Genomic DNA, 26,424 nt, shown 5'->3' with positions numbered 1-26,424 from the left:
GTTTGTCGTTGGCGGATGCAATCCCCCTGTGGGAGCGGGCTTGCTCGCGAAGGCGGACTGTCAGTCACCACATGTATTGACTGATACACCGCCTTCGCGAGCAAGCCCGCTCCCACAGGGTATGTGTTGGGTGAAAGAATGGGGTGGAACAGCCGTCAATGAGCGCAGTCATAGCCTGCACCTGGCCATTGATCGTATCGTTAACCCGGCTAAACGGACTTCATGGAGCAACATGCACGCCCACCGATTGATCATCAGCCTCGCTGCCTTGCTGTTCCTGGCCGGTTGCGGCACCCGGCAGACTCAGGAAGCACCGCCCCGCAAGCCCGCCGAGGTCAAGGCGCAGATCGTGCGGCTATTGCCAGCGAAAACCGCTGACCGTGAGGGCTGGGCGACGGATATCTACGCGGCGTTTGCTGCCCAGGAGATTTCCCCGACCACGCAAAACCTGTGTGCGGTACTGGCCGTCACTGAGCAGGAATCAACCTTTCAGGTCGATCCACCGGTGCCGGGCCTGGGCAAGATCGCCCGGGATGAGATCGACCGCCGCGCCGCCAAGGCGCATATTCCCGGCCTGTTGGTGAGCGGTGCCTTGCAGGTAAGTTCGCCCAACGGCAAAAGTTACAGCGATCGGCTCAACGCCGCCCGCAGTGAAAAAGAATTGAGTGCGATTTTCGATGACTTCATCGGCATGGTGCCGATGGGCCGGACGCTGTTTGGTGGTTTCAACCCGGTGCACACCGCCGGGCCGATGCAGGTCAGCATCGAGTTTGCCGAGCAGGAAACACGCAATTATCCCTACCCGGTGACGGGTTCGATTCGCCATGAGGTGTTCACCCGTCGCGGCGGACTGTACTTCGGCATTGCGCACTTGCTCGGTTATCCGGTGAGCTACACCCAGCCGCTGTATCGCTTTGCCGATTTCAATGCCGGGTGGTACGCCAGCCGTAATGCGGCGTTCCAGAATGCCGTCAGCCGCGCGTCGGGCATTCCGCTGGCGCTGGACGGTGATTTGATTCGTTACGATTCGATCATGCCCGGCACCACGGAACTGGCGGTGCGTACCCTCGGCAAGCAATTGGGCATGCGCAATCCGACGATTCACGATCAATTGGAGACGGGTAAAAGCCTGGAGTTCGAGGAGACGAGGCTCTATCAGAAGGTCTTTGCCTTGGCGGATAAGACCGAAGGGCGGCAATTGCCGCGTGCGATGTTGCCGGGGATTACGCTGGAAAGCCCGAAGATCACCCGCAAACTGACGACGGCGTGGTTCGCCAAACGGGTTGATGAGCGTTATCAGCGGTGTATGGCGAAGGGGCGTTGAAGATCAAAAGATCGCAGCCTTCGGCAGCTCCTACACGGGCATTGCGTACACCTGTTGGAACTGCCCATGGATAACGGGTATTCGCAGACATAAAAAAACCCGGCTGATGAGGCCGGGTTTTTCGTTGAGTACCGCTGTGAAGCCCTGCATTCAGGCAACGCGATTCTGGATCAGACGGTCGGAACCACCTTCAGCTACGCGTTTTTCGATCAGACGGTCCGAGCCACCTTCGGCAACGCGGTTCTCGATCAGACGATCCGAACCACCTTCAGCTACGCGTTTTTCGATCAGACGGTCCGAGCCACCTTCGGCAACGCGGTTCTCGATCAGACGATCCGAGCCACCTTCAGCAACGCGTTTTTCCAGCAGACGATCCGAGCCACCTTCAGCGACGCGGTTCTCGATCAGACGATCGGAACCACCTTCAGCGACGCGGTTCTCGATCAAACGATCCGAACCACCCTCAGCCACACGGCTTTCAATCAGGCGATCCGAGCCGCCTTCGGCGATCATTGTGCGAGAAGGCGCGGCAAAAGCGTTAACTGCGAAAACCGAGAAAGCGATGCTGAGAAGGATTTGGCGTTTCATGATCGTGTGCTCCGGGTGTTTTTAGTTGGGTATGGAGCGGATGTTACGCCGCGGATTTTTTATGAGAACTTCATTGACGTGATGGTGACCATCGACGGCAATGATGGTTGGGCGCGAGGCCTCTCGCGCCATTGATGATGGGGTGTGTCAGATGACCTTCACTGCCCGCCCGATGAACTGGATCGGACCGGTCGGCTTGCCAATCGGTGAGCCGTTCGCCCCTTCAAGCGTCAGCTCGAAGAGCTGGTTGGGTTGCAAGGGCGGCAGTTTGTCCAGCGGCACCGACAGGGTTTGCCCCGGCTTCACCAGCCCCAGCGATACCGGCCCTTGCCAGCCGTCACCCTTGGTCCAGAACTCCAGCGCCTTGTCCGCAGGCACTTCGACGATGCCCAACGGGATCAATTGGATTTCCCTTGGATTACTGGCCTGGATTACCCAGCCTGGCGCATTGTCCTGCGGGGCGACCAGCACCACCAGATAGGTCGGTTTGACCGTGGCCTGGGTCAGCAACAATGCGCCGAGTAACAGACTGGCGGCCAACCCGGCCCCGGCGAGCCCGCGCCACAGCGGCAGAAGATTCCACCAGGAAGCCACCGGCGCCGGTGCCCGGCTCAAGTCATTGAGGCTGCGCTCGATGCGCCGCCACAGGTGCGGCGAGGGCGCTTGCGGCTTGGCCAGATCGGTCAGTCCCAGCAACCGACGCTCCCAGGCGTCCACCGCTGCTTGCAACTGGGGTTCGACGACCAGGCGTTGTTCAACCTCCTGGCGCAGCTGCGCCGACAGCGTGCCCAACACGTATTCGCTGGCCAGTTCGTCCCGTTCTTCTGGGGTTTCAATTTCAGGTCGAGTGGTCATCCCATGCACTCCCGCAATGCCGTCAGGCTGCGCTTGATCCAGGCTTTCACGGTGCCCAGCGGGGTGCCGAGTTTGTGTGAGATTTGCGCGTGGGAATAACCGTCAACGTAGGCGTGCAGGATGCAGGTCCGTCGCTCGGGTTCCAGGTGATCCAGGCAACGATGAATGCGCCCGGCGGGGTCCAGCGATTCAATCGGATCGTGGAAGGCGAACTCGGTGTCATCGGTCATCGGGGTCTCACGGCGATGGTCACGAATGACATTGAGCGCCAGATGCCGGGTGATGCTGAATATCCAGCCCCGCGCCGAACCCCGCGCCGGATCGAATCCCGCGGCACCGGCCCAAATCTTGATGAATGCATCGTGGACGATGTCCTCGGCCAGCGCCGTATCGCGCACCAATCGCCTGGCCACCCCGAGCAGGCGGGGACTTTCCTGAACATACAAATCCTGCAGGGCCTGACGCTCGCCACGTCCGCAGGCAGCCAAATGGGCTTCGTAATCGAAAAAAGGCTCGGGCAAGGACACTGTTCTCAGCCGGTGGCGTTTGGGATGTTGAATGCAATCTAGCAAACAATCCTGTAACTCGTGGCCGCAACCCCCTGTGGGAGCGAGCTTGCTCGCGATGGGGGCTTCACATTCAACAACGATGCTGGATGGAAGACTGCTATCGCGAGCAAGCTCGCTCCCAAAAGGGGGATTGCATCAGGCCGAGAGGATTTAGCTCGCCGCCCAGAAAATATAGTCCGCTTGGTATTTCACCACCTCCTTTTGGCCCTTGTTCGCCGTCGTGCATTCGGCACTCGGCGCCACGCCACCCTTGAGCGCCACGCGCTGGATGTAGCTCACGCCGCTCATCGCGCCTTTGCCTTCAGCCGGATTCGCCTTGACTAACTGATAGGGCAGGTTGCCCGGGCTCGACGGCGCGACTGCCAATTGCGTGCCGGTCACCTTGGAACCGTCCTTGGCCTGCCAGGTGGCTGGTGGGCCGAAGTAGGTGCCGACCTGTTTGCCGGCGCGATCATTGAGCACTGCTTTGGGGCCGACGAAAAACCACTCGGTCTGGCCAGCCGCGTTGGCTTTGTCGCGACATTCGTAGGTAATCTCACCGACCCCGGTGGTTTGCATCGCGACCTTGTGCCCGGCCGGGACTTTGACACTGTCCGGCAGGTCGGCCTGGGCGAAGGCAACAGGGGCTGCGGTGAAAAAACCGGCAAGGCACATCAGCTGTTTGGCGTTCATAAACATCTCTCCGTCAATGAGTAAACCGCTTGGCAGCATCAGGGGCTGCTACAAGGACTACCCACCGGGGAGGGGTTTGGATGCAGTCCCCCAAAAAAATAAACTCAACAGCCCCCGGTAGCTCCTACGCCAACTCCAATGGTGCGTTTACCTTTGCGAGGCCCGAGGCCGCGAGCAACTCCCGCGTATACGGATGCTGCGGCGCTGAAAAAATCTCCCGCGATGACCCTTGCTCCACCACTTTGCCATCCTTGATCACGATCAAGTCATGCGCCAGCGCGTGCACCACGGCCAGGTCATGGCTGATAAACAAATACGTCAACCCATGGCGAATCTGCAGTTCCCTGAGCAAGGCCACCACCTGCTTTTGCACGGTGCGATCCAGCGCCGAGGTCGGTTCATCCAGCAGGATCAGCGCCGGTTCCAGCACCAGCGCCCGGGCGATGGAGATGCGTTGGCGCTGGCCGCCGGAGAATTCATGGGGATAGCGATGACGGCTTTGCGGATCGAGGCCGACTTCTTTCAGTACGCGTATTACCGCTGCCTCACGCTCCGCCGGCGTGCCGATGCCGTGGGTCAGCAAGCCTTCGGCGATGATCTGCTCCACGGACATACGCGGGCTCAGACTGCCGAACGGGTCCTGAAACACCACCTGCATCTGCCGCCGCAATGGCCGCATCAAACGCTGATTGAGAATGCTCAATTCCTTGTTGCCAAAGCGGATGCCGCCCTCGGATTCCACCAGCCGCAAAATCGCTTGGCCGAGGGTCGATTTGCCTGAACCCGACTCACCGACAATGCCCAGCGTCTTGCCGCGATGCAGGCTCAAACTGACCCCGTCCACGGCTTTGATGTAGTCCTGCGTGCGGCTGAACAGCGCTTTGGGTAACGCGAACCAGACCTTGAGGTTGTCCACTTCCAGCAGGTTATGGTTGTACTCGCTGGGCACTGGCGCGCCGGTCGGCTCGGCTTCGATCAACAAGCGGCTGTAGGGATGCTGCGGGGCCCGGAACAACGTCTCGCAATCGGCCTGCTCGACGATTTCGCCCTCGCGCATCACGCACACCCGTTGGGCGATCCGCCGTACCAGATTCAGGTCATGGCTGATCAGCAACAGCGACATGCCCAGGCGCTGCTGCAACTCGATCAGCAGTTCCAAAATCTTCTGCTGCACCGTCACGTCCAGCGCGGTGGTGGGTTCATCGGCGATCAACAGTTCCGGTTCGTTGGCCAGGGCCATGGCGATCATCACTCGCTGGCGCTGGCCGCCGGACAACTGATGCGGATACGCCTTGAGCCGTTTGTGCGGCTCACGAATACCCACCAGTTCCAGCAGCTCCAGGGTCCGCGCCTTGGCGGCGCGACCCTTCAAACCCTTGTGGATTTCCAGCACTTCGCTGACCTGTTTCTCGACGGTGTGCAGCGGGTTCAGCGAGGTCATCGGCTCCTGGAAAATCATCGCGATCCGGTTGCCGCGCAAACCACGCAATCGGGCTTCGCTGGCGTGCACCAGATCCACACCGTTGTAACAAATACTGCCCGAGGTCGAGACGGATTGACCCGGCAGCAGCCGCAGGATCGAGTGCGCCGTTACCGACTTGCCCGAGCCCGACTCACCCACCAGTGCCAGGCACTCGCCGCGACGGATATCCAGGTCCAGCCCATGCACCACTTCCTGGCCACCGAAGGCGACGCGCAGGTTACGAATTTCAATCAGGTTGTCGTTCATGTCAGCTCCGGGATCAAGATCGTGGATCAAACGCATCGCGGCAGGCCTCACCGATAAACACCAGCAACGAAAGAATCAGCGCCAGGGCAAAGAACGCCGTCAGTCCCAGCCAGGGTGCTTGCAGGTTGCGCTTGGCCTGGCCGATCAACTCGCCCAGCGACGCCGTGCCGGCGGGCATGCCGAAGCCGAGAAAATCCAGGGCGGTGAGGGTGGCGATGGCGCCGGTCAAAATGAACGGCAGGTAGGTCAGGGTCGAAGTCATAGCGTTCGGCAGGATATGCCGACACATCAACTCGCTGTCGGTCAGGCCCAGGGCTCGCGCGGCTTTCACATACTCCAGGCTGCGGCCGCGCAGGAACTCGGCGCGCACTACGTCCACCAGCGCCAGCCACGAGAACAGCGCCATAATCCCCAATAACCACCAGAAACTCGGCGAGACGAAGCCCGACAAAATGATCAGCAGGTACAACACCGGCAGCCCCGACCAGATCTCCAACAGGCGCTGGCCGATCAGGTCCACCCAACCGCCGTAATACCCCTGCAAGGCCCCGGCGACGATGCCCACCACCGCGCTGATCGCGGTCAGGACCAAGGCGAACAGGATCGAGATACGCGTGCCGAAAATCACCCGCGCCAACACGTCCCGGGCCTGGTCATCGGTGCCCAGCCAATTGCTGGCTGACGGCGGACTGGGGGCCGGTTCTGTCAGGTCATAGTTGACCGTGTCGTAGCTGAACGGGATCGGTGGAAACAGCATCCAGCCACCCTGGCCTTCGATCAGGTTGTGCACGTAGGCACTGGCATAATCCGGCTGGAACGGCAGTTCGCCGCCGAAGGTGATTTCGTCGTAGTCCTCGATGATCGGGAAGTACCAGGCGCCGTGGTAATGCACGATCAGCGGCTTGTCGTTGGCGATCAGTTCGCCGCCCAGGCACAACAGACACAGGCCGATGAAGATCCATAATGACCAGCGTCCGCGACGGTTGGCCTTGAAGTGCGCGATGCGCCGTTTGCCCAGTGGCGACAGTGTGAACATCAGGCAGTCCTCGCCGAGAAATCAATGCGCGGGTCGAGCAGGGTGTAGCAGAGGTCACCGATCAACTTGATCAACAGGCCGAACAGGGTGAACAGAAACAGCGCGCCGAATACCACTGGATAGTCCCGGGACACGGCGGCTTCGTAGCTCATGCGGCCGAGGCCATCGAGGTTGAAGATGGTTTCGATCAACAACGAACCGGCGAAAAACACCTCGATCAATGCCTGGGGAATTCCGGCCACCACCAGCAGCATCGCGTTGCGAAACACGTGGCCGTAGAGCACGCGACGCTCGGTCAAACCCTTGGCCCGAGCGGTAATCACGTACTGACGGCTGATCTCGTTGAGGAAGCTGTTTTTGGTGAGGATCGTCAGTGTCGCGAAACCGCCGATCACCAGCGCCGTCACCGGCAATACCAGGTGCCAGAGGTAATCGCCGACCTTGCCCAGGGTGCTGAGGCTGTCGAAGTTGTCCGACACCAGCCCTTGTACCGGGAACCAGTTGACGTAGCTGCCGCCGGCGAACACCACGATCAGCAGGATCGCAAACAGGAACGCCGGCATCGCGTAACCGACAATGATCGCGGTGCTGGTCCAGACGTCGAACGCGCTGCCGTTCCTGATCGCTTTGCGCACGCCTAATGGAATCGAGATCAGGTACGTGATCAAGGTTGCCCAGAGCCCGAGGGAGATCGACGTCGGCAGTTTTTGCAGGATCAGGTCGGTGACCTTGGCCCCGCGAAAGAAGCTGTTGCCCAGGTCCAGTTGTGCATAGTTCTTGAGCATCAGCCACAGCCGTTCATGCATCGGTTTGTCGAAACCGTAGTGATGCTTGATCTCCTCGATCAGCGCCGGGTCGAGGCCACGACTGCTGCGCCCGGCACCGCCGACGGCGGACACCTCACCACCGCTGCCGCCCATGACGTTGCCGCCAAAACCTTGCAGGCGCGCGATGGCCTGTTCCACCGGACCGCCCGGGGCGGCCTGCACGATCAAGAAGTTGACCACCAGAATGCACAGCAACGTCGGGATGATCAGCAGCAAGCGACGACTCATATAACGCCACATGTCACTGCACCCCCGCGAGTTTGCGCAAGGCGCTCATCTGCTGGTTGTCCAGCGGCTTGGCGGCGACTTCCCACCAGGTGTTCAGGCCTTCGTCGTAGGCCGGTTGGGTCACCGGCATGCCGAAGCGGTTCTGATACACCGTCGGCGTGCCTTTGGAGTAGTAGTTGGGAATCATGTAGTAACCCCATTGCAGCACCCGGTCGAGGGCGCGGGCGTAATGCACCATGTCGTCGCGGGAGTTGGACTGGACCAAACCATCGATCAGCCGATCCACCGCCGGGTTGGCCAGCACCATCGAGTTGGAGCTGCCGACCTGTGTGGCGCTTTGCGAGGCGTAGAGGCTATAGAGCTCGCGACCGGGGGAGACGATGGGGTCGCCGCTGCGTGGAAAACTGGTGACGATCATGTCGTAGTCCCGGGCGTTGAGACGGTTGACGTACTGCGCCGAATCGATCCGGCGCAGATTGAGGGTGATGCCGATTTGCGCCAGGGTTCGCTTGAACGGCAGCAACATGCGGTCGAAACCGCCCTGGCCGTCGAGGAACGTGAACGCCAGCGGCTCACCGGCAGCGTTCACCAAGTGATTGTTTTTCGGGGTCCAGCCGGCCTCGGCCAATAACTGAAGGGCCTGCAATTGCTTGTCGCGGATGTAGCCGCTGCCATCGGTTTTCGGTGCCTGGTACACCTGCGTGAACACCTCGTCCGGGACCTGTCCGCGCAAGGGTTCGAGGATCTCCAGCTCACGGGCGTCCGGCAGTTCGGTGGCGGCCATTTCACTTTTCGGCCAGTAGCTGTTCTGGCGTACGTAGAAGCCGCGCATCATCTGCTTGTTGGTCCACTCGAAATCCCACAGCAGGGTCAGGGCCTGGCGCACGCGACGGTCCTGGAAGATCGGGTTTTGCAGGTTGAACACAAAGCCCTGGGCGGCGGTGGGTTTGGCCGGGGCGAGGATCGACTGCTGCAAGCGACCATCACGCAGCGCCGGGCTGTCGTAGCCGACCACATAACCCGACGAGGAAAACTCGCGGTTGTAATCGAACGCGCCAGCCTGCAAAAGCTGACGGGCGACGTCGGTGTCGCCGTAGAAATTCACGGTCAGGCTGTCGAAGTTGTAGAGGCCACGGCTGACCGGCAAGTCCTTGCCCCACCAGTTCGGATCGCGGGCAAAACTGATGCTGCGCCCGGCGTCGACCTTGCTGACGATGTAGGGGCCGCTGCCCAGCGGTGGCTCGAAACCGCCGCCGTTGGCGAAGTCGCGGGTTTTCCACCAGTGTTCGGGCACCACGCGCATCGTTGCCAGGTCCAGCGCCAAGGTGCGGTTGAGGTTGTTCTTGAAGTTGAAGCGCACCTGATTCGGCGCCTCGACCACCACGTCCTGGACGTCAGCGTATTGCTGGCGATAACTCAGGCTGCCCTTGGTCATCAGCAGCTCGAAGGTGTAGCGCACGTCTTCGGCGGTGATCGGCGTGTCGTCGGCGAAACGCGCCTTGGGGTTGAGGGTGAAACGCACCCACAAGCCTTCCGGGTCGCGTTCCATTTGCTGGGCGATCAGGCCATAGACCGTGTAAGGCTCGTCCAGTGAGCGGAAGGCCAAAGGTGCATAGACCCAATCGTTGACCTGCACCACCGAGATGCCTTGGTCGGCATACGGCGTGATGTAGTTGTACTGGCCGATCTCCATGGACGCGCGGCTGAGCGATCCGCCCTTGGGCGCCTTGGGATCGACGAAGTCGAAATGTTCGAAATTGGCCGGGTACTTCGGCGCCTCGCCGTACACCGTCATCGCGTAGCTGCCGCCGGCCAGCGCGGACGCCGCGTTGCAGAGCAGGGCAGCACCGAGCAGCAGACCCGCCACGTTGCGCTTGAATGTCATGAAGTCTTCCTCGTAACGGGGCAAACCCACAGAGCACAACCTGTGGGAGCGAGCCTGCTCGCGAAAGCGCAAGATCAGTCAACATTGATGTTGAATGTAATGCCGCCATCGCGAGCAGGCTCACTCCCACAAGGATTGTGGTGATGTGACTCAGAAGTGGTAGGTCATGCGCGCAAACAGCGTGCGGCCCATCGGGTCGGCGTAGCGCGGGTCATAACCGCTCTGGAAGGTGTAGGCCTGGTTGGTGAACGGCGGATCGCGGTCGAACACGTTCTTCACCCCGGCATCGAGGTCCAGCACTTTGTCGAAGGTGTAGCCGGCCGACAGGTCCCACAGCGAATACGAAGAGACGCGGTCGTAGGTGGTGCGGTCGTAATCGTTGTAGCCGGTAGTGAAGCGGTTGACCAACGACGCCCGCGCCGCGCCCAAGGTCCAGGTGCCGCTCAAGGCATGCTTCCAGCGTGCGATCACGCCATCGCCTTCAAAGTCGCCAACCTTGTCGGTGTACGGGCCTTTGATGGTGCTCTGGAAGTCATAGCGATCAACATAGGTGCCTTGCAACCCGAGGCCGAACTGGCCGTAAGGCGTGTTCGGGAAACGGTAGTCGAGGGACACGTCGACACCGCTGGTTTTGACGATGCCCAGGTTGGCGTTGCCGGTCACGATGTAGTTCAGCGAACCGTCGGCGTTGCGCACGAAACGGTCGGCGTAGGCGCCGGATTGATCGAACACGGTGGATTCAGGGAACGGCTGGATCTGGTTGGAGATGTGAATCCACCAGAAATCCAGACCCACCGACAAATCGCGCACGGGTTGATAGACAAAGCCCAGCGTCACGTTGCGGGCTTTCTCCGGGGCCAGATCCTGATTGCCGCCACCCTTGGCGAGGAACTGCTGACCACAGTCGCGACCGGCATTGCCGCCCGCTTGCAACACACCGCCGGTGCACAGGACCGGGTCGTTGTAGTTGGCCTGGGTGAAGGTCAGGCTTTGTGGCGCATAAAGCTCATACAGCGACGGCGCACGGAACCCTTCGCTGTAGGCGCCACGCACCACCAGTTCCTTGAGTGGCTGATAACGGAACGAGTATTTCGGGTTGGTGGTGCTGCCAAAGTCACTGTATTTGTCGTGACGCACCGCAGCGGACAGTTCGAGGCTGTCGAGCACCGGTACGTTGATTTCGGCATACGCCGCTTTCACGCTGCGATCCCCTTCGACACTGCCGGCCGAGTCCGCGCCGAGGCTGGAAATATCGTCGACGAACGATTCGTAGTCCTGGTGGAATTTCTCTTTGCGATATTCACCACCGAGCGCCAGGCCGGAAGGCCCCGCGCCGAACCAGTCACCGATTTCGCGGCTGACCCGACCGTCGAAGCCGATTACCCGACCGACCGCCGACGTGTAGGGCCCGTGATAGGCCGCTTGATCGATGTATTCCTGCCCGGCGCTGCTTTGCGGGCCGAACGGGTTGAGCAGGCCGCTGGCCAGCCCGGCGGTCATCGCCGAGTCACTGACATAGCCGCTGGTGACGCTGGAAATCACTTTGTTCTGGTTGTACGAGGCGCCCGCGTTGTAATCCCAGCCGCCCACCAGCCCGTCGAAGCTCAGGATAAAGCGCTGGGCGGTGTTCTGGTCCTTGGATTCCCGCGCGCCTGCCGCTGTTTCGCGCCAGTTCACGCCGATCGGTTGCGTGGGGTCCAGGGTGAAATCGGTCGGTCCGGGCGTGATGCCATTGCCCGGATAGTAGGGCGACGATGAATCGAGGGTCTGGCCGGTCAACGGCGCCGGGGCAACGGCGGTGGCGTTGTTGTTACGGGCCCAGAAGTATTCAAGGTTGACGTTGTGATCGTCCGCCAGTTTGCCGGTGGCTTTGCCGAAGAATGAGGTCTTCTCGGTTTGCGGAATCAAGTCGATGTAGGAGGACGTCGCGAAGCGGCACACCCCTTGGCGCGACACCAGGTTCGGGCCGTTGCAGTTACTGCTGGCCAGCGGGTTGGTGGCGTTGTCGCCCTGGCTGTAGTTGCCGGGGAATGCGGTGCCGGAGGTTTGATCGAGGCCACGATCCGGGCGGTAAGAAGTGGCGAAGCTGCGGTCCTTGGCCTGGAGGTTTTCCTGCTTGTTGTAGTTGAACACCCCGAGCACATTGAAGCGGTCCTGCTCAATGTCGCCAAACCCCCAACTGGCGCTCATGTCCTTGCTGTTGCCGCCGCCGCTGTGGGTCGGGGTTTCGCCGCCGAGGGTCAACTGGCCGTCGGTCATGGCTTTTTTGGTGATGAAGTTGATCACGCCGCCGATGGCGTCCGTGCCGTATAGCGCCGAGGCGCCGTCGCGCAAGACCTCCACCCGGTCAATGGCCGCGAAGGGGATCAGGTTCAGATCGACCCCGGCGCCATTCGACGTGTTGGTGCCGGACAAGGCGTTGTTCGCCAGGCGTCGGCCGTTGAGCAGGATCAGCGTCTTGTTCGCGCCGATGCCGCGCATGTCGGCATAGGACGCGCCGCCACTGCCCGAACCGACGGAGCTGGAGCTGTTGATCACCGACTGGCTGCCCGTGACCCGTTGCAGCAACTCGGCGGTGGTGCTCACGCCCTGTTTGCGCAAGTCATCGGCGCGCAGCACGGTAATCGGCACTGCCGTTTCCGCATCGACCCGGCGAATCGCCGAGCCCGTCACTTCCACCCGTTGCAGCTGCGTCGTGGCCGGTGCCACGACTGCCGCGCTGGCGGCCGAAGCGTCGCTGCCGTCCTCGGCCAGCGCTTCAGCGGCTTGCAACGATCCGGCGCCCATCCCCATGGCCACCAGGTACAACGGAACAAAACGGTGACGTTGAATCGTCGCCACCAACGGCTTGAGCGTGAAACGTGGAGTGTTCATCAGCATGGTTACTTCCGACTTTATTAGACGTTTATCGAAATGGCCTTGTGAGCCCTCATTGCTCCGGCATCGGTGGTACCGCGCGCGGAAAACCACTTTTTTCAAGCAAGCCGATCCCCTCCGAAGACGCGGCGCGTTTTTCGGTCGGCTGATTGCGACGGGATACAACGAACGGTGCCGGGCGACTCCTTTACTGCACGCTCGGCACCGAACTCAGCGGGTGGTCATCACCGATATTTTGGTAATGCCCGAGCGCTCGATCGAGGCCATGGCTTTGGCCACCTGGCCGTAATTCACGGCGGAGTCGGCCTGCAGTTGCACGCGCACCTCACTGTCCTTGGCCTTGACCTCCTTGAGGCTGGCCTCCAGGGATTCGGGCGCCAGTTCGGTCTTGGCCAGATAGAACTTGCCGTCCTGATCGACGCTGACCACCACCGGGTCTTTCTTTTCGGCGGGCGCCACGGCGTCGGTTTTCGGCAAGTTGACCTTGATCGCATTGGTCATCAGCGGCGCGGTAACGATGAACACCACCAGCAGCACGAGCATCACGTCGACCAGCGGCGTGACGTTCATTTCGCTGAGTACTTCATCGCTGTCTTGAGTGGAAAAGGACATCAGCTGGCCTCCCGCACGGCGGCAGTGGTTTTGGCGATGGCCTGGCGGGTGATGGAAAACGCGCTGCGCGAGGCGAGGGCGTCAAAGTCGTGGGCGAAGTCATCCATGTCGGCGGAGGCGAGTTTCAAGCGACGCAGGAAGAAGTTGTAAATCAGCACCGCCGGCACCGCGACCGCGATGCCGACACCGGTGGCGATCAAGGCGTGGCCGATGGGGCCGGCCACGGTTTCCAGGCTGGCCGAGCCGCTGGCGCCAATGCTTTGCAGGGCCTCCATGATTCCCCATACGGTGCCGAACAGGCCAATGAACGGCGCGGTGCTGCCGATACTGGCGAGAATCGCCTGACCGTTTTCCAGGGAGCGCCGCTCCTTCTGGATCTGCTGGCGCAGGTTGCGTTCCAGGCGATCCGAGCGGTTGATGGTGTGGGCCAGTTGCTGGGTGGTGCGCGGTGATTCATCCACCAGCAAGGCTTCGAAACCGCTGCTGGCGATCCGTGCCAGGGAGCCCGGGTATTGGCTGGCGTGCTCAGCGGCGGTGAGCAGATCCGGCGCGCCCCAGAACGCTTTGCTGAACTGCTTGTTCTGGGATTTCTGCCGCAGATACTGCGCGGACTTGACCAGCAAAATCGCCCAACTGACCACGGAAAACAGCACCAGGCCCCAGAGCACGCCCGGGACAATCATCGAAGAGAGTGAATCGTTCATGGCTACACCTCGCTTGCATTAATCGGTTAGGAGTTCAGTTCGTTGCGCCGTTACTGCGGCAATTTGAAGTCGATGGTTTGGGTGGCAAAGCCGTCGATCGGGGAGTCACCGCGTTTGGCCGGAATAAATTTCCAGGCTTTCACCGCCGCAACCGCCGCATCGTCCAGTTGCGGCTTGCCGCTGGATTTGGTCACCGTCACTGCCCCGGCGCGACCGTTGGCCAGCACCTGAATGCGCAGCACCACAGTGCCTTCCCAACTGCGACGCAAGGCCAGGGACGGGTATTCCGGCGGCGGGTTGCCGAGGCTCGCCAGCCCGGAAACGGCCGCCGACTCTTTCACCGGGCCAGGCGCTGCGGCCGGCGCCGGTGGCACACTTGGCGTCGATGGCGCGGCAGGTGCTGCCGGTTGCGCGGGGGCGGGCGGGGCCTTCGGCGGCTCGACCTTCTTCACCGGTTTGGGTTTTTCCACCGGTTTCGGCTTTTCGATCGGCTTGGGTTTCTCCACCGGTTTGGGGGGCGGCTTGACCGCGTCCTCATCCTCCACCGGCTGCTCGGGTTCTGGCGGCGGAGGCGGGGGCGGCGGTGGTTCCGGGGTGGGAGGCGCCGGTGGCGTCGGGCTGGTCAGCTCGACAGTCATTTCCGGAATCTCTGGCGGAGTCGGCAGCGGTTCGGCCTTGGCCTGCTGGAAAAACCACCAGGCACCGCCGTGTATCAGCGCCGACACCGCGACCAGCAACAGCACCTGTTGCTTGTTCAACCCACCGGGTTTCGAGGTGTTGCTTTTATAAGGACGACCGCTGGATACCGGCGGGATCGGATCATCCCGTAACGGCCCCGGCAGGGTCTTGTGCTTTACCGCATCGTTCATTAAAGCTCCCTCGGGTAGATGAAGGGCAATAAGGTGCCGTCCGAACATTGGCGCAATGTTCGAGTGTTTTATTTCAACTTTTTCAAGGGTGTGCGCAAACCGATAGTTGAACTATCCATGGAATTGGTTTGTGCAGGTTACTGGCTCAGTGCCATCGACTTCGTGTGTTCATTCGCCTGTCCCTGGATGATTTCTTATTGGGTAAGACCGCTTATGTAGCTCAGCTGTCTCATGAACGTTACATAGCAACCGCTGTGCCAAATATTGCTGTCTGGTTGGACGATTATTTCAACAGTGTTACGCATGTCGCATTTATATAAGTTTTGCGAAGTGACTCGCTTATTACTGACAAAGCCTGGCCGTTCACCTCTAAAAGCAGTGCTTTTTCAGGGGCGAGTGATGCCGCTCGCTCTGGTTCGTCAATCAGCGGAACAGAGCGGTTGCAGGCCTGTGCGTCGATGCACCCAATGGTGCGCGACGGTTTGATTTGGTGCGTGTCAGTGTTTTAGCGGGTCACAGGAGGTGTTCCTTGTTTTTGTGTAAATGAAATCGGTCGCGGCGAACAAAGTTAGTTGAACGCCCAAGAGCACTTTTGGTGCGTTTATTAAAACTGGCTGTTGCGCAACACAGGTGTATGTAAATGGCTCTGGAAGTTATTGTCGGACAATGTCTGAGTGTCGTCGGTTAACTTTTCACGTATGTAATATTTAAAAAATAAATAGCACTGCCCTGTCGGTGAATGCAGTCACCAACAAGGAGCGCTGTAACGCTATTCAGGTAATAAAGTAATCGCGAAAGGTGCTGACAGGGCGGTACACAGTTACTGGGCAACGATTGGCCAGAGCAGGCCTTGGGGATATTTGAAGATTCACGCTGTGATTTCCTTATTGCCAGCCAGGATGCCCAAACTTTTGATTCGGCATCGCACCTTACAAGAACGCGGATAGCGTCCGATGTTTGCTCTTGGTGCGGGGTGGGCACCGTAAGCGCTGTTTTGCGAGGTTAGAGTTTCGCAAGCTGCAGGTGCATGGAAAAGGCGTGCCAAAACGGATACAAAGCACAGAATTTTTCTACATCGAAGGCATGCGCCGCGTGTAGCAGCTGTCGAGCACCGCGAGGCAGCGTTCGGCGGCGAAGCCGTCGCAAATCCTGCGCACGCGGTTTACCTGAAACACCGAGTCGCTTGATTTCACTCGACAGTTGCTACACAAGGAACGTGGCGCGTTAGAAATCGCTTTGTTTGGGATGATTGCGCTCGATCAACGCCAAATACTGTTCAAGCGTGCCGCCATTCAACGGTTTGAACAGGATGTCCGCGGTATGGATCAGCCAGCCCACCTGTACGCCTTCGTTCGTTCGAACGTGCGTGAATCCCTGTTCACGCCAGAAGCGCCCGGCTTGGGGGTTGTTATGCACTTCACACAGGCGCAACCAGTCGGCGCCCTGTGAGCGGGCCCAGGTTTCAAAGTCGTGATAGAGCGCCTGCGCGATGCCGGAGTCGTGCAGATCTGTGGCCACGAGTAACCTGCCGATGTGCCACAACTTCGGCGCCACCAAGTCCGTTACGAATTGCAGCGCTGCCACCAACGGCGCATCGGCGGGTTGATAGCCCAGCATCCAGTTTTCGCTGTAGTTCCAGCCTGGCGGCAGCTCGCCGAGCAATTCCTCTTCCGCCTGTTCGAGGGTGGCCGGTCCACCTTCCACGAGCATAAAGTAGTCTGGGTTAGCCTCGAAAAATGCGTAAAGAAGCGGGGCATCCTCCAGGGTCAGTTTGCGGACGCCAAGACCGGCCACCGAACAGGTTGGAAGTGATAATTCGGACATTTTCGACTCCCGATTCAAGCGCGACGACGCACAAATTTGCGCCACAACCAGACCCACAACATCAACAGCGGGAAGGCCAGGATCAGGAACGGCAGCGCGTAACTGCCTTTCTCCAGTGCATCGACGGCGCCATCGGCCAGGTTGTCCAGCAAGTTGCTGAACGCCTGGCTCAGGTGCGAGGAGCGACTGCTAGCGCCGGTTGGCTGGAACGACAGGGTGACGCGATTGGTGTCGAGTCGGCGCTGATGTCCGGCGGCGACCTGGGCGAGGGCTTGCAGGTCGTTCTCGATGCCGGCCTGTTCTTTGCTCAGGGCAATCAGGTCGGTGACGCTGATGTCCCGGCGGCTCGCCAGTTGGTCCAGGCGTTGTTGCTGGGCCTTGAGTCGTTCCTGACGGCGACGGGTGTCATCCACCGCATCAGCGAGGTCTTCGGCGGAGGTGACGCGCTGACCCATCTCACCGCCCTCGGCGGCCATGGCGACCAACGGCTCGACGCCGGCAGGGGCGATGCGCAAGGTGATTTCGGCGCGGCCGGCGCCTTGTTCGATGCGCAACACGTTACAGGCGCCGAAGCGCGCGGTTTCACAGGCTTCGCGGGTGGCCTGCAAGCGCGGCACGATTTGCGTTTGGGGCAGCAATAACTGCACATCATGCTCATAGGCGAGCATCGCGCCGCCACGTCCTTGTTCACCGGCTAGACTGGCCGATGATGACCGGTCGCTCGGCGAGCAGCCGCTCAGGGCCAGGCAGGCCAGTAAAAACCAATAGACGCGAGGCATTGAGGCAGGTTTGCCATCCGGTTGGCGCATGTTCTTTCCTTGAAGTGTGCAGCGGGACGTCAACAGTGCGCCCCGCAATGGCGCATCTTACCTGCATCAATCGGCCAAATGGCAGGGAACATGCCGCCGTGGCCAATCGTCTACCGATTGACTGTTTGTTCGCCGGGAGGGCGCGACATGTATCAGCTTTACGGACACCCGAATTCCGGCGCGGCGGCGATCGAAGCGGCCCTTGAACTCTGCGCGATTCCTTATCGCTTCATCGACGTGGCCGCGTCTGCCGAGGCCGAGCGTGCGCTGGAAAAACTCAACCCGCTCAAGCAGATTCCGGCCCTGGAACTGCCCGACGGCAGCATTCTCACCGAAAGCGCGGCGATCCTGATTCACCTGGGGCTGACCTTTCCCTCGTCGGGCCTGCTGCCGGACGACCCGATAGAGCGGGATCAAGCCATTCGTGGCCTGGTCTACATCGTCAGCAATTGCTACTCGGCCATCGGCATCATCGACTACCCCGAGCGCTGGTTGCTCAAGGCGGATGAAGCGTCCAGGGAAAACCTGATGGCCGGCGCCCGCAAGCGTTTGCACTGGAGTTGGGAGGTGTTTGCCGATGAGTTTTCCGGCGAGCTGTACTTGGGCGAAGAGACGCCGGGGGCGCTGGATGTGCTGGCGGCAGTGGTGTCGCGCTGGGCCGGCAGCCGCGAGCACCTGCGCAATGCCCGACCCGGGTTTTATGCGTGGCTGACACGCATAGACCGGCATCCGACATTGGCACCGGTCTTCGCCCGGCATTGGCCAACCTGAGCGACCGCCGATCAACTGCCCTGATTGCCCTTATTACCACTGAGATTTAAATGTGGGAGCGAGCCTGCTCGCGAAGGCGGTGTATCAGCCGATGATGATGGTGGCTGACATGCCGTATTCGCGAGCAGGCTCGCTCCCACAGGGGGGGATTCGCGGTGTGGCGGGGGTTATTCCCCGCGAATGTACTGCTCCAGTTGCCGAATCAATTCCGCCTGCTCGGCAATCGCTTCCTTCACAAGGTCACCAATCGACAGCAAACCGATCAACTGGCCGTTTTCCACCACTGGCAAATGGCGCAGGCGCTTGTCCGACATGATCCCCATGCAGGTTTCGACGGTCTGATGGGTATCCACGGTAATCACTTCCTGCACCATGATTTCACTGACCGGCGTGCCCACCGATGAGCGCCCCTTGAGCACCAGTTTGCGCGCATAGTCCCGCTCGCTGATGATGCCCACGACTCTGCCATCCTTGAGCACCGGCAGCGCACCGACGTTTTTCGCGGCCATGACCATCAGTGCTTCCAGCACCATTTGGTGTGGCGCGATGGTATGGACTTCGTGGTTTTCGTTGGCCTTTAACTTGAGCAGTTGGGCGACGGTTTTCATGGCGGTTTCTCTGGTGTTGTCGTTGTCCTTGAAGAATCGTAGACGCAAGCGTTCAGGGCAAGGGAGAAAGCGGCAGATAACACGCAAAAAACGTCATTCGGCGGTTTTTCTCGCATAAACCTCGCGAACCAGGTCGATAAACGCGCGCAAACCGGCGGGAACGTGGCGATTGGCCGGGTAATACAGGCACAGGCCCGGGTAGGGCGGCAGCCAGTCTTGCAGCACTGGAATCAGCCGGCCGGCGGCCAGATGCCCGGCAATCGAGTGTTCGCTGGTACAGGCCAGCCCAATGCCTTGAAGCGCGGCGTCGACGATCAGTTGATGGCTGTCGAGGGTCAGCGGGCCGTTGACGTCGATGATCTGCTGATGCCCGCGCTTTTCGAATTCCCAGCGGTACAGCGCGCCACTGGCAAATCGCGTGCGAATGCAGTTGTGCCCGGCCAGGTCGGCCGGTGAACGCGGTTTGCCGTGGCGCGCAAAATAGTCGGGCGAACCGACCACCGCAAATTGCAGCGGCGGGCTACAAGGCACGGCGATCATGTCCAGTGGCACGCTGTCGGCCAGTCGGATACCGGCGTCGAAACCGTCGGCGACGATGTCCACCAACGCGGTGTCGGTGACGATGTCCAGGCGGATGTCCGGGTAACGCTTGAGGAATTCCACCACCACCGGGCTCATGATCATTTGCACTGCGCCTTCGGTGGCATTGATGCGCAGAGTGCCGCTCGGGGTGTCGCGAAACTGGTTCACCGCCTCCATCGCTGCCGAGATCTCGTGCAACGCCGGCCGCACCCGGGCCAGAAACTGCTCGCCGGCCTCCGACAGCGACACGCTGCGGGTGGTGCGATTGAACAGCCGCACGCCCATGCGCTGCTCTAGCGCGGCGATCGCATGGCTCATGGCCGAGGGCGACATGCCCAGCTCATCTGCCGCGCGACGGAAACTGCGGTGGGTCGAAACGGCGACCACCGCGTTGAGTTCCAGCAAACCCATCTTTTGCATTGTGCTGATTCCTGCATCAGTTCATCCCATATTAGCCCGATTGTTTGAAGGATGGCTGGCGCTTAATTTGGCCCTGACTCACCACTAAACCCCTGTGGGAGCGGGCTTGCTCGCGAATGCGGTGTATCAGTCAATAAATGTGGCGACTGACCCACCGCATTCGCGAGCAAGCCCGCTCCCACAGGGGGTACTCCATCTAAATCGGGAATTTCGCAATGACCCAGACTGTTTTGATCACCGGTGCCTCCACCGGCTTCGGCCAATCCGCCGCGCACTTGTTTGCAGCCCAGGGCTGGAATGTCATCGCCAGCATGCGCAACCCTTCCGCTGGCGCAGCACTGGCAACCCTCGACAACGTGCTGGTAACACGCCTCGATGTTCAGGATCCGGCCAGCATCGACACCGCGATTGCGGCGGGGATCGAGCGTTTCGGCCAGATCGATGTGCTGGTCAACAACGCCGGTTTCGGTCTGTTCGGCGTGTTCGAGGGCACTTCCCGGGAGAAAATCCGCGAGCAGTTCGACGTCAATGTCTTCGGCGTGATGGACGTGACCCGGGCGCTCCTGCCGCATTTCCGCCAGCGCCGGGCCGGGGTGATCATCAATGTCAGCTCCGGCGCCGGGGTGTTTGGCTTGCCGATGATTTCGGCTTACAACGCCAGCAAATTTGCGCTGGAAGGGTTTTCCGAATCGCTGTCCTATGAACTGGCGTCGCAGAACATCACGGTGAAAATCGTCGAGCCGGGCGGGGTGGTCAGCACCGGGTTTGGTTCGCGCTCGGCCACTGAGGCCGCACAACTCACCACGCCGAAGGATTACGACGCTTTTGTCGACGCGGCGATGAAGGCTTTTGAAGGATTGCGCGGGGAACGTCTGGCCACTTCCGAGGACGTGGCGCAGGTGATTGTTGATGCGGCGAGTGACGGGACTGACCGCTTGCGCTACGTGGCGACGCAGGATATCGAGCCGTTGGTGAAGGCTCGGCGGGAAACGTCGGAGGTGGAATACATGGCGATGATGCGCGGGAAGTTTGCCACTCCAGACCAATAACCGGGCGGCTTTATGTAGCAGCTGCCGAGCCCGCGAGGCTGCGTTCGGCTGCGAAGCAGTCGTAAAATCAGGCTACTCGGTCTTCAGGTCAACCGCATGGGCGAGGACTTCGTCCTCGAACGCAGCCTCGCGGGCTCGGCAGCTGCTACAGGCGGTGTCATCGAAGGCATTGTCGTGAGCGCTATCCCCCGCGATCGCGCGTAGAATTGCGCCCTGAATCAGTTTCGAGGTTGCAGTGGTGGATTTACAGCAGGGCTTCGTCCTGACCCGGCATTGGCGCGATACCCCGGCCGGCACGGAAGTCGAGTTCTGGCTGGCGACCGATGCCGGTCCCCGGCGGATCCGCCTGCCTTATCAACCGTCCGTAGCGTTTATCCCGGCCGAGCAGCGCGAGCAGGCCGAAAGCGTGTTGCGCGGGGAAAAGAACGTCGAGTTGCGGCCCCTGGCTCTGCTGGACTTCGAACATCGCCCGGTGCTCGGCCTGTATTGCCAGCAGCACGGTCAGTTGATGCGCCTGGAAACCGCACTGCGCAAGGTCGGCGTCGAGATGTTCGAGGGCGACGTGCGCCCGCCGGAACGCTACATGATGGAGCGTTTCATCACCGCGCCCGTGCAATTCGGCGGCACACCCAATGCCGAAGAGCTGCTGCTCGACGCGCAAATGAAACCAGCGCCCGGTTACCGGCCAAACCTGCGGCTGGTGTCTCTCGACATCGAAACCACCGCTCAAGGCGAACTGTATTCCATCGCGCTGGAAGGCTGCGGCGAGCGTCAGGTGTACATGCTCGGCCCACCGAACGGCGACGCCAGTGCCGTGGATTTCCAGCTCGAATACTGCGATTCCCGCACCCTGTTGCTGAAAAAACTCAACGAGTGGTTCGCCCGACACGACCCCGACGCGATCATCGGCTGGAACGTCGTGCAGTTCGATCTGCGGGTCCTCCACGAACACGCCCGGCGCCTCGCGGTGCCACTGAAATTGGGGCGTGGCGGCGAAGAGATGCAGTGGCGCGAACACGGCAGCCGTAACCATTATTTCGCCGCAGCCGCCGGGCGCCTGATCATCGACGGCATCGAATCCCTGCGTTCGGCGACCTGGAGTTTTCCGTCGTTCAGCCTGGAAAACGTCGCGCAAACCCTGCTCGGCGAAGGCAAGGCGATCAGCACGCCGTACCAGCGCATGGACGAAATCAACCGCATGTTCGCCGAGGACAAGCCGGCGCTGGCCACCTACAACCTCAAGGACTGCGAGCTGGTGACACGGATCTTCGCCAAGACCGAGTTGCTGACCTTCCTGCTGGAGCGGGCCAGCGTCACCGGGTTGCCGGCGGATCGCAGCGGCGGTTCGGTGGCGGCGTTCACGCATTTGTATATGCCGCTGATGCACCGCCAGGGCTTCGTCGCGCCGAACCTCGGCGGCAAACCACCACAGGCGAGCCCTGGTGGGTTCGTGATGGATTCACAACCGGGGCTGTACGAGTCGGTGCTGGTGCTCGATTACAAAAGCCTTTACCCGTCGATCATCCGCACCTTCCTGATCGACCCGGTCGGGTTGATCGAAGGCCTCAAACACCCCGACGACAGCGAGTCGGTGCCAGGCTTTCGCGGCGCACGGTTTTCCCGCACAAAACATTGCCTGCCGGCCATCGTTGCCCGGGTCGCCGACGGCCGCGAAACTGCCAAGCGTGAACACAACGCGCCGCTGTCCCAGGCCCTGAAAATCATCATGAACGCCTTCTACGGCGTGCTCGGTTCCAGTGGTTGCCGGTTTTTCGATACGCGGCTGGCGTCATCGATCACCTTGCGTGGCCACGAGATCATGCTGCGTACCCGCCAGTTGATCGAAGCCCAGGGCCACGCGGTGATTTATGGCGATACCGACTCGACTTTCGTCTGGCTGCGTCGTGCTCACGGTCAGGAAGAGGCGGCACAAATCGGTCGCGCCCTGGTGGATCACGTCAACCAGTGGTGGCGCGAGCATGTGCAGCAGGAATATGGGCTGGAAAGTGCGTTGGAGTTGCAGTTCGAAACCCATTACAAACGCTTTCTGATGCCGACCATTCGCGGGGCGGAGGAGGGCAGCAAGAAGCGTTACGCCGGGCTGGTCACCCGCGCCGATGGCACTGACGAAATGATCTACAAGGGCCTGGAAACCGTGCGCACCGACTGGTCGCTGCTGGCCCGGCAATTTCAGCAGGAGTTGTACTCGCGGATCTTCCATCGCCAGCCGTATCAGGACTATGTCCGCGATTACGTGCGCAAGACCCTGGCCGGTGAGTTCGATGATCGTCTGGTCTATCGCAAGCGTCTGCGTCGCACCCTCGACGACTATGAGCGCAACGTACCGCCCCATGTGCGGGCAGCGCGGATGGCCGATGCCTACAACGACCAGCAGGGTCGGCCACTGCAATACCAGAACGGTGGCTGGATCAGATACGTGATCACCGTATCCGGGCCCGAGCCGCTGGAAATCCGCAGCGCGCCGATCGATTACGACCACTACGTCACCCGACAACTGCAACCGGTGGCCGATGCGATCCTGCCGTTTGTCGATGACGACTTTTCAACCCTGATTGGTGGGCAACTGGGCTTGTTTTAAGTCCAACAGCGACAGCGTCCAGTCATCCTGTATGCCATGGAAATAGTGGTCCAGTGCCTGATGGAACAGGCTGCCGTCAGGGGCAACCTGGGCGAACAGGGTCATCGATGAGTGAAACTTGAGGTCATCGGGGTGGCCGAAAATGTCGGCGATCGAGCGGTTTCTCAGGTTCAGTACTAATTGAGTGCAGGCGCGTAAACGCGGGCCTAATAGTGGGTGATTCAGGTACGCCGTCGCTTCGTCGGCGCAGCTGATGGCGAAGTGGCGGGACATTTCGCTGCCGCCGAGCCCGGCAATCTGCGGGAAGATAAACCACATCCAGTGCCGGCGCTTCTGGCCGGCGCGCAATTCGTCCTGGACTCTGTCGAACACTGGGTCCTGTGCCTGGACAAAGCGTGGCAGATTGAACGCGTCGAGCGGATCGGTACTTCTCATTCCGAAGCCCTCTACAAGTCGCGATGGCTCAGACCATGGCCAATCGCTGCTTACGTTGTGGCGCGCGAAACGCTTGGTCCAGCGCCTCCAGATCCGTAGCTTCCAGCTGCAATTGCGCGGCTTGCGCATTGAGCGTCACGTGCTCGGGTCGGACCGCTTTAGGGATGGCGATGACACTGTCCTGACGCAGTATCCATGCCAGTGCTACCTGAGCCGGTGTCGCCTCGTGACGGGCGGCCACCTGCTTGAGCGTCGAGTTGACCAGCATATGCCCACCTTGACCGATGGGACAGTAGGCCATGACCGGCATTTGCTGTTGCTGGCACCAGGGCAGCAGGTCGAATTCGATGCCGCGTTCTTCCAGGTTATACAGCACCTGATTGGTGGCGCAGGCCGGTGTAGCCAGTTCCTGCAGGTCATCGACGTCGAAATTGGACACGCCCCAACGGCCGATCTTGCCTTCTTCGCGCAGGCGTTCGAAGGCTTCGACGGTTTCTTCCAAGGGATATTGGCCACGCCAGTGCAGCAGGTACAAATCGATGTGATCGGTGTTCAAGCGCCGCAGGCTGCGCTCGCAGGCCTGGGGGATGCCTTTGCGGCTGGCGTTGTGCGGGTAAACCTTGCTGACCAGGAAGACCTGATCGCGCAGACCGGCGATGGCTTCACCCACCACCTCTTCGGCACCGCCCTCGGCGTACATTTCGGCGCTGTCGATCAGGGTCATGCCCAGTTCGATGCCCTGGCGCAGGGCCGCGACTTCATTACGGTGCGCCGAGCGATCCTCGCCCATGCGCCAAGTGCCCTGGCCGATGATCGGTACCTGAACGCCAGCCAGTTCAAGGGTCCGCATAAAACCTCCTTTCTTCAACGCGATCGATACTACTGTGGGCAGCAGAATAGCGTTTGGGTTCCCCAGTGGGAGCGAGCCAGAAATTTGGATACGACGCGATCCCTTGTGGGAGCGAGCCTGCTCGCGAAGAGGCCATGTCAGTCAAAAGAGATGTCGCCTGAAATTCCGCTATCGCGAGCAAGCTCGCTCCCACAGGGTTTTGTGTGGAACCAGGAATTTGTATACGGCGCGATCCCCTGTGGGAGCGAGCTTGCTCGCGATGGCGGCCTTCCAGTCAGGAGAGATGTCGACTGGCACACCGCCTTCGCGAGCAGGCTCGCTCCCACAGTGGTGTTGTGGTGAGCCGGGAGTTTGTATACGGCGCGATCCCTTGTAGGAGCGAAGCTTGCTCGCGAAAGCGGTGGGTCAGCCACTACAGATGTCGACTGAACCACCGCCTTCGCGAGCAAGCCCGCTCCCACAGGGTTTTGCGTCTACCGGGGTTACTGGGCGGAGAACTTGAACACGGTGTGTTGGGTGTACGTCTTGCCCGGATCCAGCCGCGTTGAAGGGAAGTTCGGCTGGTTCGGCGAGTCCGGGTAATGCTGGGTTTCCAGGGTAAACGCGCCCCAGTGCGAGTAAACCTTGCCGCCCTTGCCCTTGACCGTGCCGTCGAGGAAGTTGCTGGTATAGAACTGCACGCCCGGCTCGCTGGTGTAGAGCTGCAAGCGGCGGCCGGTCTGTGGATCGCTGACATCGGCGGCGAGTTTTTTCACGTCACCCTTGGCGTCCAGCGCCCAGTTGAAGTCGAAACCACCCTGTTTCGGCTCGGCGAATTTCAGCTGTGGATGGTCGGCCTTGATGCTTTTACCGATGGCGGTGGGTTGGGTGAAGTCCATCGGCGTGCCGGTCACCGGCGCCAGTTCACCGGTGGGGATCAGCGTGCCGTCGATTGGCGTGTAATGGCTGGCGTGCAGGGCCGCGAGCTGTTTCAACACGTCGCCATTACCCGCGCCGGCCAGGTTGAAATAACTGTGGTTGGTCAGGTTCAGCACCGTCGGTTTGTCGGTGCTGGCCTTGTACTCGATGCGCAATTCGTTGTTCTCGGTGAGGCTATAAGTCACCTCGGTTTTCATGTTGCCAGGGAAACCCATCTCACCGTCCTTCGACAGGTACGTCAGGGTCACGCCCACCGAGTCCTTGCCTTTGCTCGGTTCGGCTTTCCATACATGCTTGTCGAAACCCTGGGCGCCGCCGTGCAGCGAGTTGGGGCCGTCGTTTTTCGGCACTTGATAGCGTTTGCCATCCAGTTCAAACGCACCACCGGCCAGGCGATTACCGAAGCGGCCGATGGTCGCGCCGAAGTACGCAGTGCCGGCCTGATAACCCTGGACGTCATCGAAACCGAGGACGATGTCGTCGACCTTGCCGTTCTTGTCCGGCACTTTCAGTGATTGCAAAGTGGCGCCGTAGGTAATGACCGTGGCTTGCAGGCCATGGCTGTTGCGCAGGATGTATTGCTCGACGGGCGTGCCGTCATTGGTTTTGCCGAAGGCTTTGTGTTCACTGGACAGACCAGCGGCGTGGGCGGGAAGGGTGGCGATCATCAAGGACAGTCCAAGGCCGGAGAGCAGGTAGCGGGATTGAAGCATGGTTGATCTTCCTTTTTGTTGTTTTGATCAGTAGTCATACTAAATATCGACTGGAAGGAAACTTATAGCTG

23 protein-coding genes are annotated in these 26,424 nt (G+C 60.6%); 4 read left to right on the top strand and 19 right to left on the bottom strand.

The genetic code is table 11. The annotated features are described in order from the left end of the window. The first annotated feature begins 232 nt into the window (after positions 1-232). Positions 233-1,324 (top strand): DUF1615 domain-containing protein, encoded by a 1,092-nt coding sequence (locus tag LOY68_RS21460; RefSeq protein WP_163913557.1) that lies wholly within the window; start codon positions 233-235, stop codon positions 1,322-1,324. 150 nt (positions 1,325-1,474) lie between these two features. Here the strand turns inward: LOY68_RS21460 and LOY68_RS21455 are convergent, their stop codons facing one another. The 14 genes from LOY68_RS21455 to LOY68_RS21390 all read right to left on the bottom strand — a co-directional run bounded on the left by LOY68_RS21455 (position 1,475) and on the right by LOY68_RS21390 (position 17,408). Beyond that, positions 1,475-1,912 (bottom strand): phage infection protein, encoded by a 438-nt coding sequence (locus LOY68_RS21455; protein ID WP_265039743.1) that lies wholly within the window; start codon positions 1,910-1,912, stop codon positions 1,475-1,477. A 147-nt stretch (positions 1,913-2,059) separates the two neighbouring features. Continuing rightward, positions 2,060-2,767 carry an anti-sigma factor domain-containing protein gene (locus LOY68_RS21450; protein ID WP_163913561.1) on the bottom strand — a complete coding sequence of 236 codons (708 nt, stop codon included), beginning with the start codon at positions 2,765-2,767 and terminating at the stop codon, positions 2,060-2,062. Continuing rightward, positions 2,764-3,294, bottom strand: coding sequence for a sigma-70 family RNA polymerase sigma factor (locus tag LOY68_RS21445; protein ID WP_265039741.1), 531 nt, complete (start codon positions 3,292-3,294; stop codon positions 2,764-2,766). Before LOY68_RS21445 ends, LOY68_RS21450 begins: the two co-directional genes overlap by 4 nt. Before the next feature lie 192 nt (positions 3,295-3,486). Continuing rightward, positions 3,487-4,008 (bottom strand): DUF3455 domain-containing protein, encoded by a 522-nt coding sequence (locus tag LOY68_RS21440; RefSeq protein WP_265039740.1) that lies wholly within the window; start codon positions 4,006-4,008, stop codon positions 3,487-3,489. 124 nt (positions 4,009-4,132) lie between these two features. Further along, positions 4,133-5,737: an ABC transporter ATP-binding protein gene (locus LOY68_RS21435; protein ID WP_265039739.1), complete on the bottom strand. Its 1,605-nt coding sequence runs from the start codon at positions 5,735-5,737 to the stop codon at positions 4,133-4,135. 13 nt (positions 5,738-5,750) lie between these two features. Continuing rightward, a complete protein-coding gene (locus tag LOY68_RS21430; protein ID WP_054050652.1) occupies positions 5,751-6,773 on the bottom strand; it encodes an ABC transporter permease in 1,023 nt (340 codons plus the stop codon). After that, positions 6,773-7,840 carry a microcin C ABC transporter permease YejB gene (locus LOY68_RS21425; protein ID WP_265039737.1) on the bottom strand — a complete coding sequence of 356 codons (1,068 nt, stop codon included), beginning with the start codon at positions 7,838-7,840 and terminating at the stop codon, positions 6,773-6,775. The genes LOY68_RS21430 and LOY68_RS21425 overlap by 1 nt, the downstream gene beginning before the upstream one ends. Position 7,841: 1 nt before the next feature. Beyond that, complete coding sequence (locus LOY68_RS21420) at positions 7,842-9,713, bottom strand: extracellular solute-binding protein (protein ID WP_265039736.1); 1,872 nt, start codon at positions 9,711-9,713, stop codon at positions 7,842-7,844. Positions 9,714-9,863: 150 nt separating this feature from the next. Beyond that, on the bottom strand, positions 9,864-12,593 hold the full coding sequence (locus tag LOY68_RS21415) for a TonB-dependent receptor (RefSeq protein WP_265039734.1): 2,730 nt from the start codon (positions 12,591-12,593) through the stop codon (positions 9,864-9,866). Positions 12,594-12,800: 207 nt separating this feature from the next. Then, positions 12,801-13,202, bottom strand: coding sequence for an ExbD/TolR family protein (locus LOY68_RS21410; protein WP_054050660.1), 402 nt, complete (start codon positions 13,200-13,202; stop codon positions 12,801-12,803). Next, the gene (locus LOY68_RS21405; RefSeq protein ID WP_054050662.1) at positions 13,202-13,906 is read right to left on the bottom strand and encodes a MotA/TolQ/ExbB proton channel family protein; all 705 of its coding nucleotides are present in this window, start codon (positions 13,904-13,906) and stop codon (positions 13,202-13,204) included. The genes LOY68_RS21410 and LOY68_RS21405 overlap by 1 nt, the downstream gene beginning before the upstream one ends. Positions 13,907-13,956: 50 nt before the next feature. Then, on the bottom strand, positions 13,957-14,775 hold the full coding sequence (locus LOY68_RS21400) for a TonB family protein (protein ID WP_265039733.1): 819 nt from the start codon (positions 14,773-14,775) through the stop codon (positions 13,957-13,959). Between the two features lie 1,224 nt (positions 14,776-15,999). After that, positions 16,000-16,599: a GNAT family N-acetyltransferase gene (locus LOY68_RS21395; protein ID WP_265039732.1), complete on the bottom strand. Its 600-nt coding sequence runs from the start codon at positions 16,597-16,599 to the stop codon at positions 16,000-16,002. Positions 16,600-16,613: 14 nt separating this feature from the next. Continuing rightward, entirely contained in the window at positions 16,614-17,408 is a 795-nt protein-coding gene (locus tag LOY68_RS21390) for a DUF4349 domain-containing protein (RefSeq protein WP_265039730.1), read from the bottom strand. Between the two features lie 147 nt (positions 17,409-17,555). Here LOY68_RS21390 and LOY68_RS21385 point away from each other — a divergent pair, with 147 nt between their 5' ends. After that, positions 17,556-18,179 (top strand): glutathione S-transferase, encoded by a 624-nt coding sequence (locus LOY68_RS21385; RefSeq protein WP_054050669.1) that lies wholly within the window; start codon positions 17,556-17,558, stop codon positions 18,177-18,179. Between the two features lie 167 nt (positions 18,180-18,346). Here LOY68_RS21385 and LOY68_RS21380 read toward each other — a convergent pair whose 3' ends face one another. Next, the gene (locus LOY68_RS21380) at positions 18,347-18,787 is read right to left on the bottom strand and encodes a CBS domain-containing protein (protein ID WP_054053921.1); all 441 of its coding nucleotides are present in this window, start codon (positions 18,785-18,787) and stop codon (positions 18,347-18,349) included. Between the two features lie 93 nt (positions 18,788-18,880). Continuing rightward, complete coding sequence (locus LOY68_RS21375; protein WP_265039727.1) at positions 18,881-19,789, bottom strand: LysR family transcriptional regulator; 909 nt, start codon at positions 19,787-19,789, stop codon at positions 18,881-18,883. Positions 19,790-20,004: 215 nt separating this feature from the next. Between LOY68_RS21375 and LOY68_RS21370 the strand changes: the two genes are divergently transcribed. Further along, positions 20,005-20,838, top strand: coding sequence for an SDR family oxidoreductase (locus LOY68_RS21370; RefSeq protein ID WP_265039725.1), 834 nt, complete (start codon positions 20,005-20,007; stop codon positions 20,836-20,838). Positions 20,839-21,076: 238 nt separating this feature from the next. Further along, positions 21,077-23,437, top strand: coding sequence for a DNA polymerase II (locus LOY68_RS21365; protein ID WP_265039724.1), 2,361 nt, complete (start codon positions 21,077-21,079; stop codon positions 23,435-23,437). On the opposite strand, the gene LOY68_RS21360 is transcribed toward LOY68_RS21365, so the two are convergent. From LOY68_RS21360 to LOY68_RS21350, 3 genes are all read right to left on the bottom strand, one after another. Beyond that, positions 23,402-23,872: a DUF1810 domain-containing protein gene (locus LOY68_RS21360; RefSeq protein WP_265039723.1), complete on the bottom strand. Its 471-nt coding sequence runs from the start codon at positions 23,870-23,872 to the stop codon at positions 23,402-23,404. The two genes, LOY68_RS21365 and LOY68_RS21360, sit on opposite strands and share 36 nt — an antisense overlap. Positions 23,873-23,900: 28 nt before the next feature. After that, entirely contained in the window at positions 23,901-24,722 is an 822-nt protein-coding gene (locus LOY68_RS21355; RefSeq protein WP_163913587.1) for an aldo/keto reductase, read from the bottom strand. A 482-nt stretch (positions 24,723-25,204) separates the two neighbouring features. After that, the gene (locus tag LOY68_RS21350) at positions 25,205-26,353 is read right to left on the bottom strand and encodes an aldose epimerase family protein (RefSeq protein ID WP_265039720.1); all 1,149 of its coding nucleotides are present in this window, start codon (positions 26,351-26,353) and stop codon (positions 25,205-25,207) included. Positions 26,354-26,424 lie beyond the last annotated feature (71 nt).

It is taken from the genome of Pseudomonas sp. B21-053 (assembly GCF_026016365.1).
Classification (GTDB): domain Bacteria; phylum Pseudomonadota; class Gammaproteobacteria; order Pseudomonadales; family Pseudomonadaceae; genus Aquipseudomonas; species Aquipseudomonas nunensis.
Note: the sequence above shows the minus strand (reverse complement) of the source record. Positions and strands in the feature narration are given on the sequence as shown.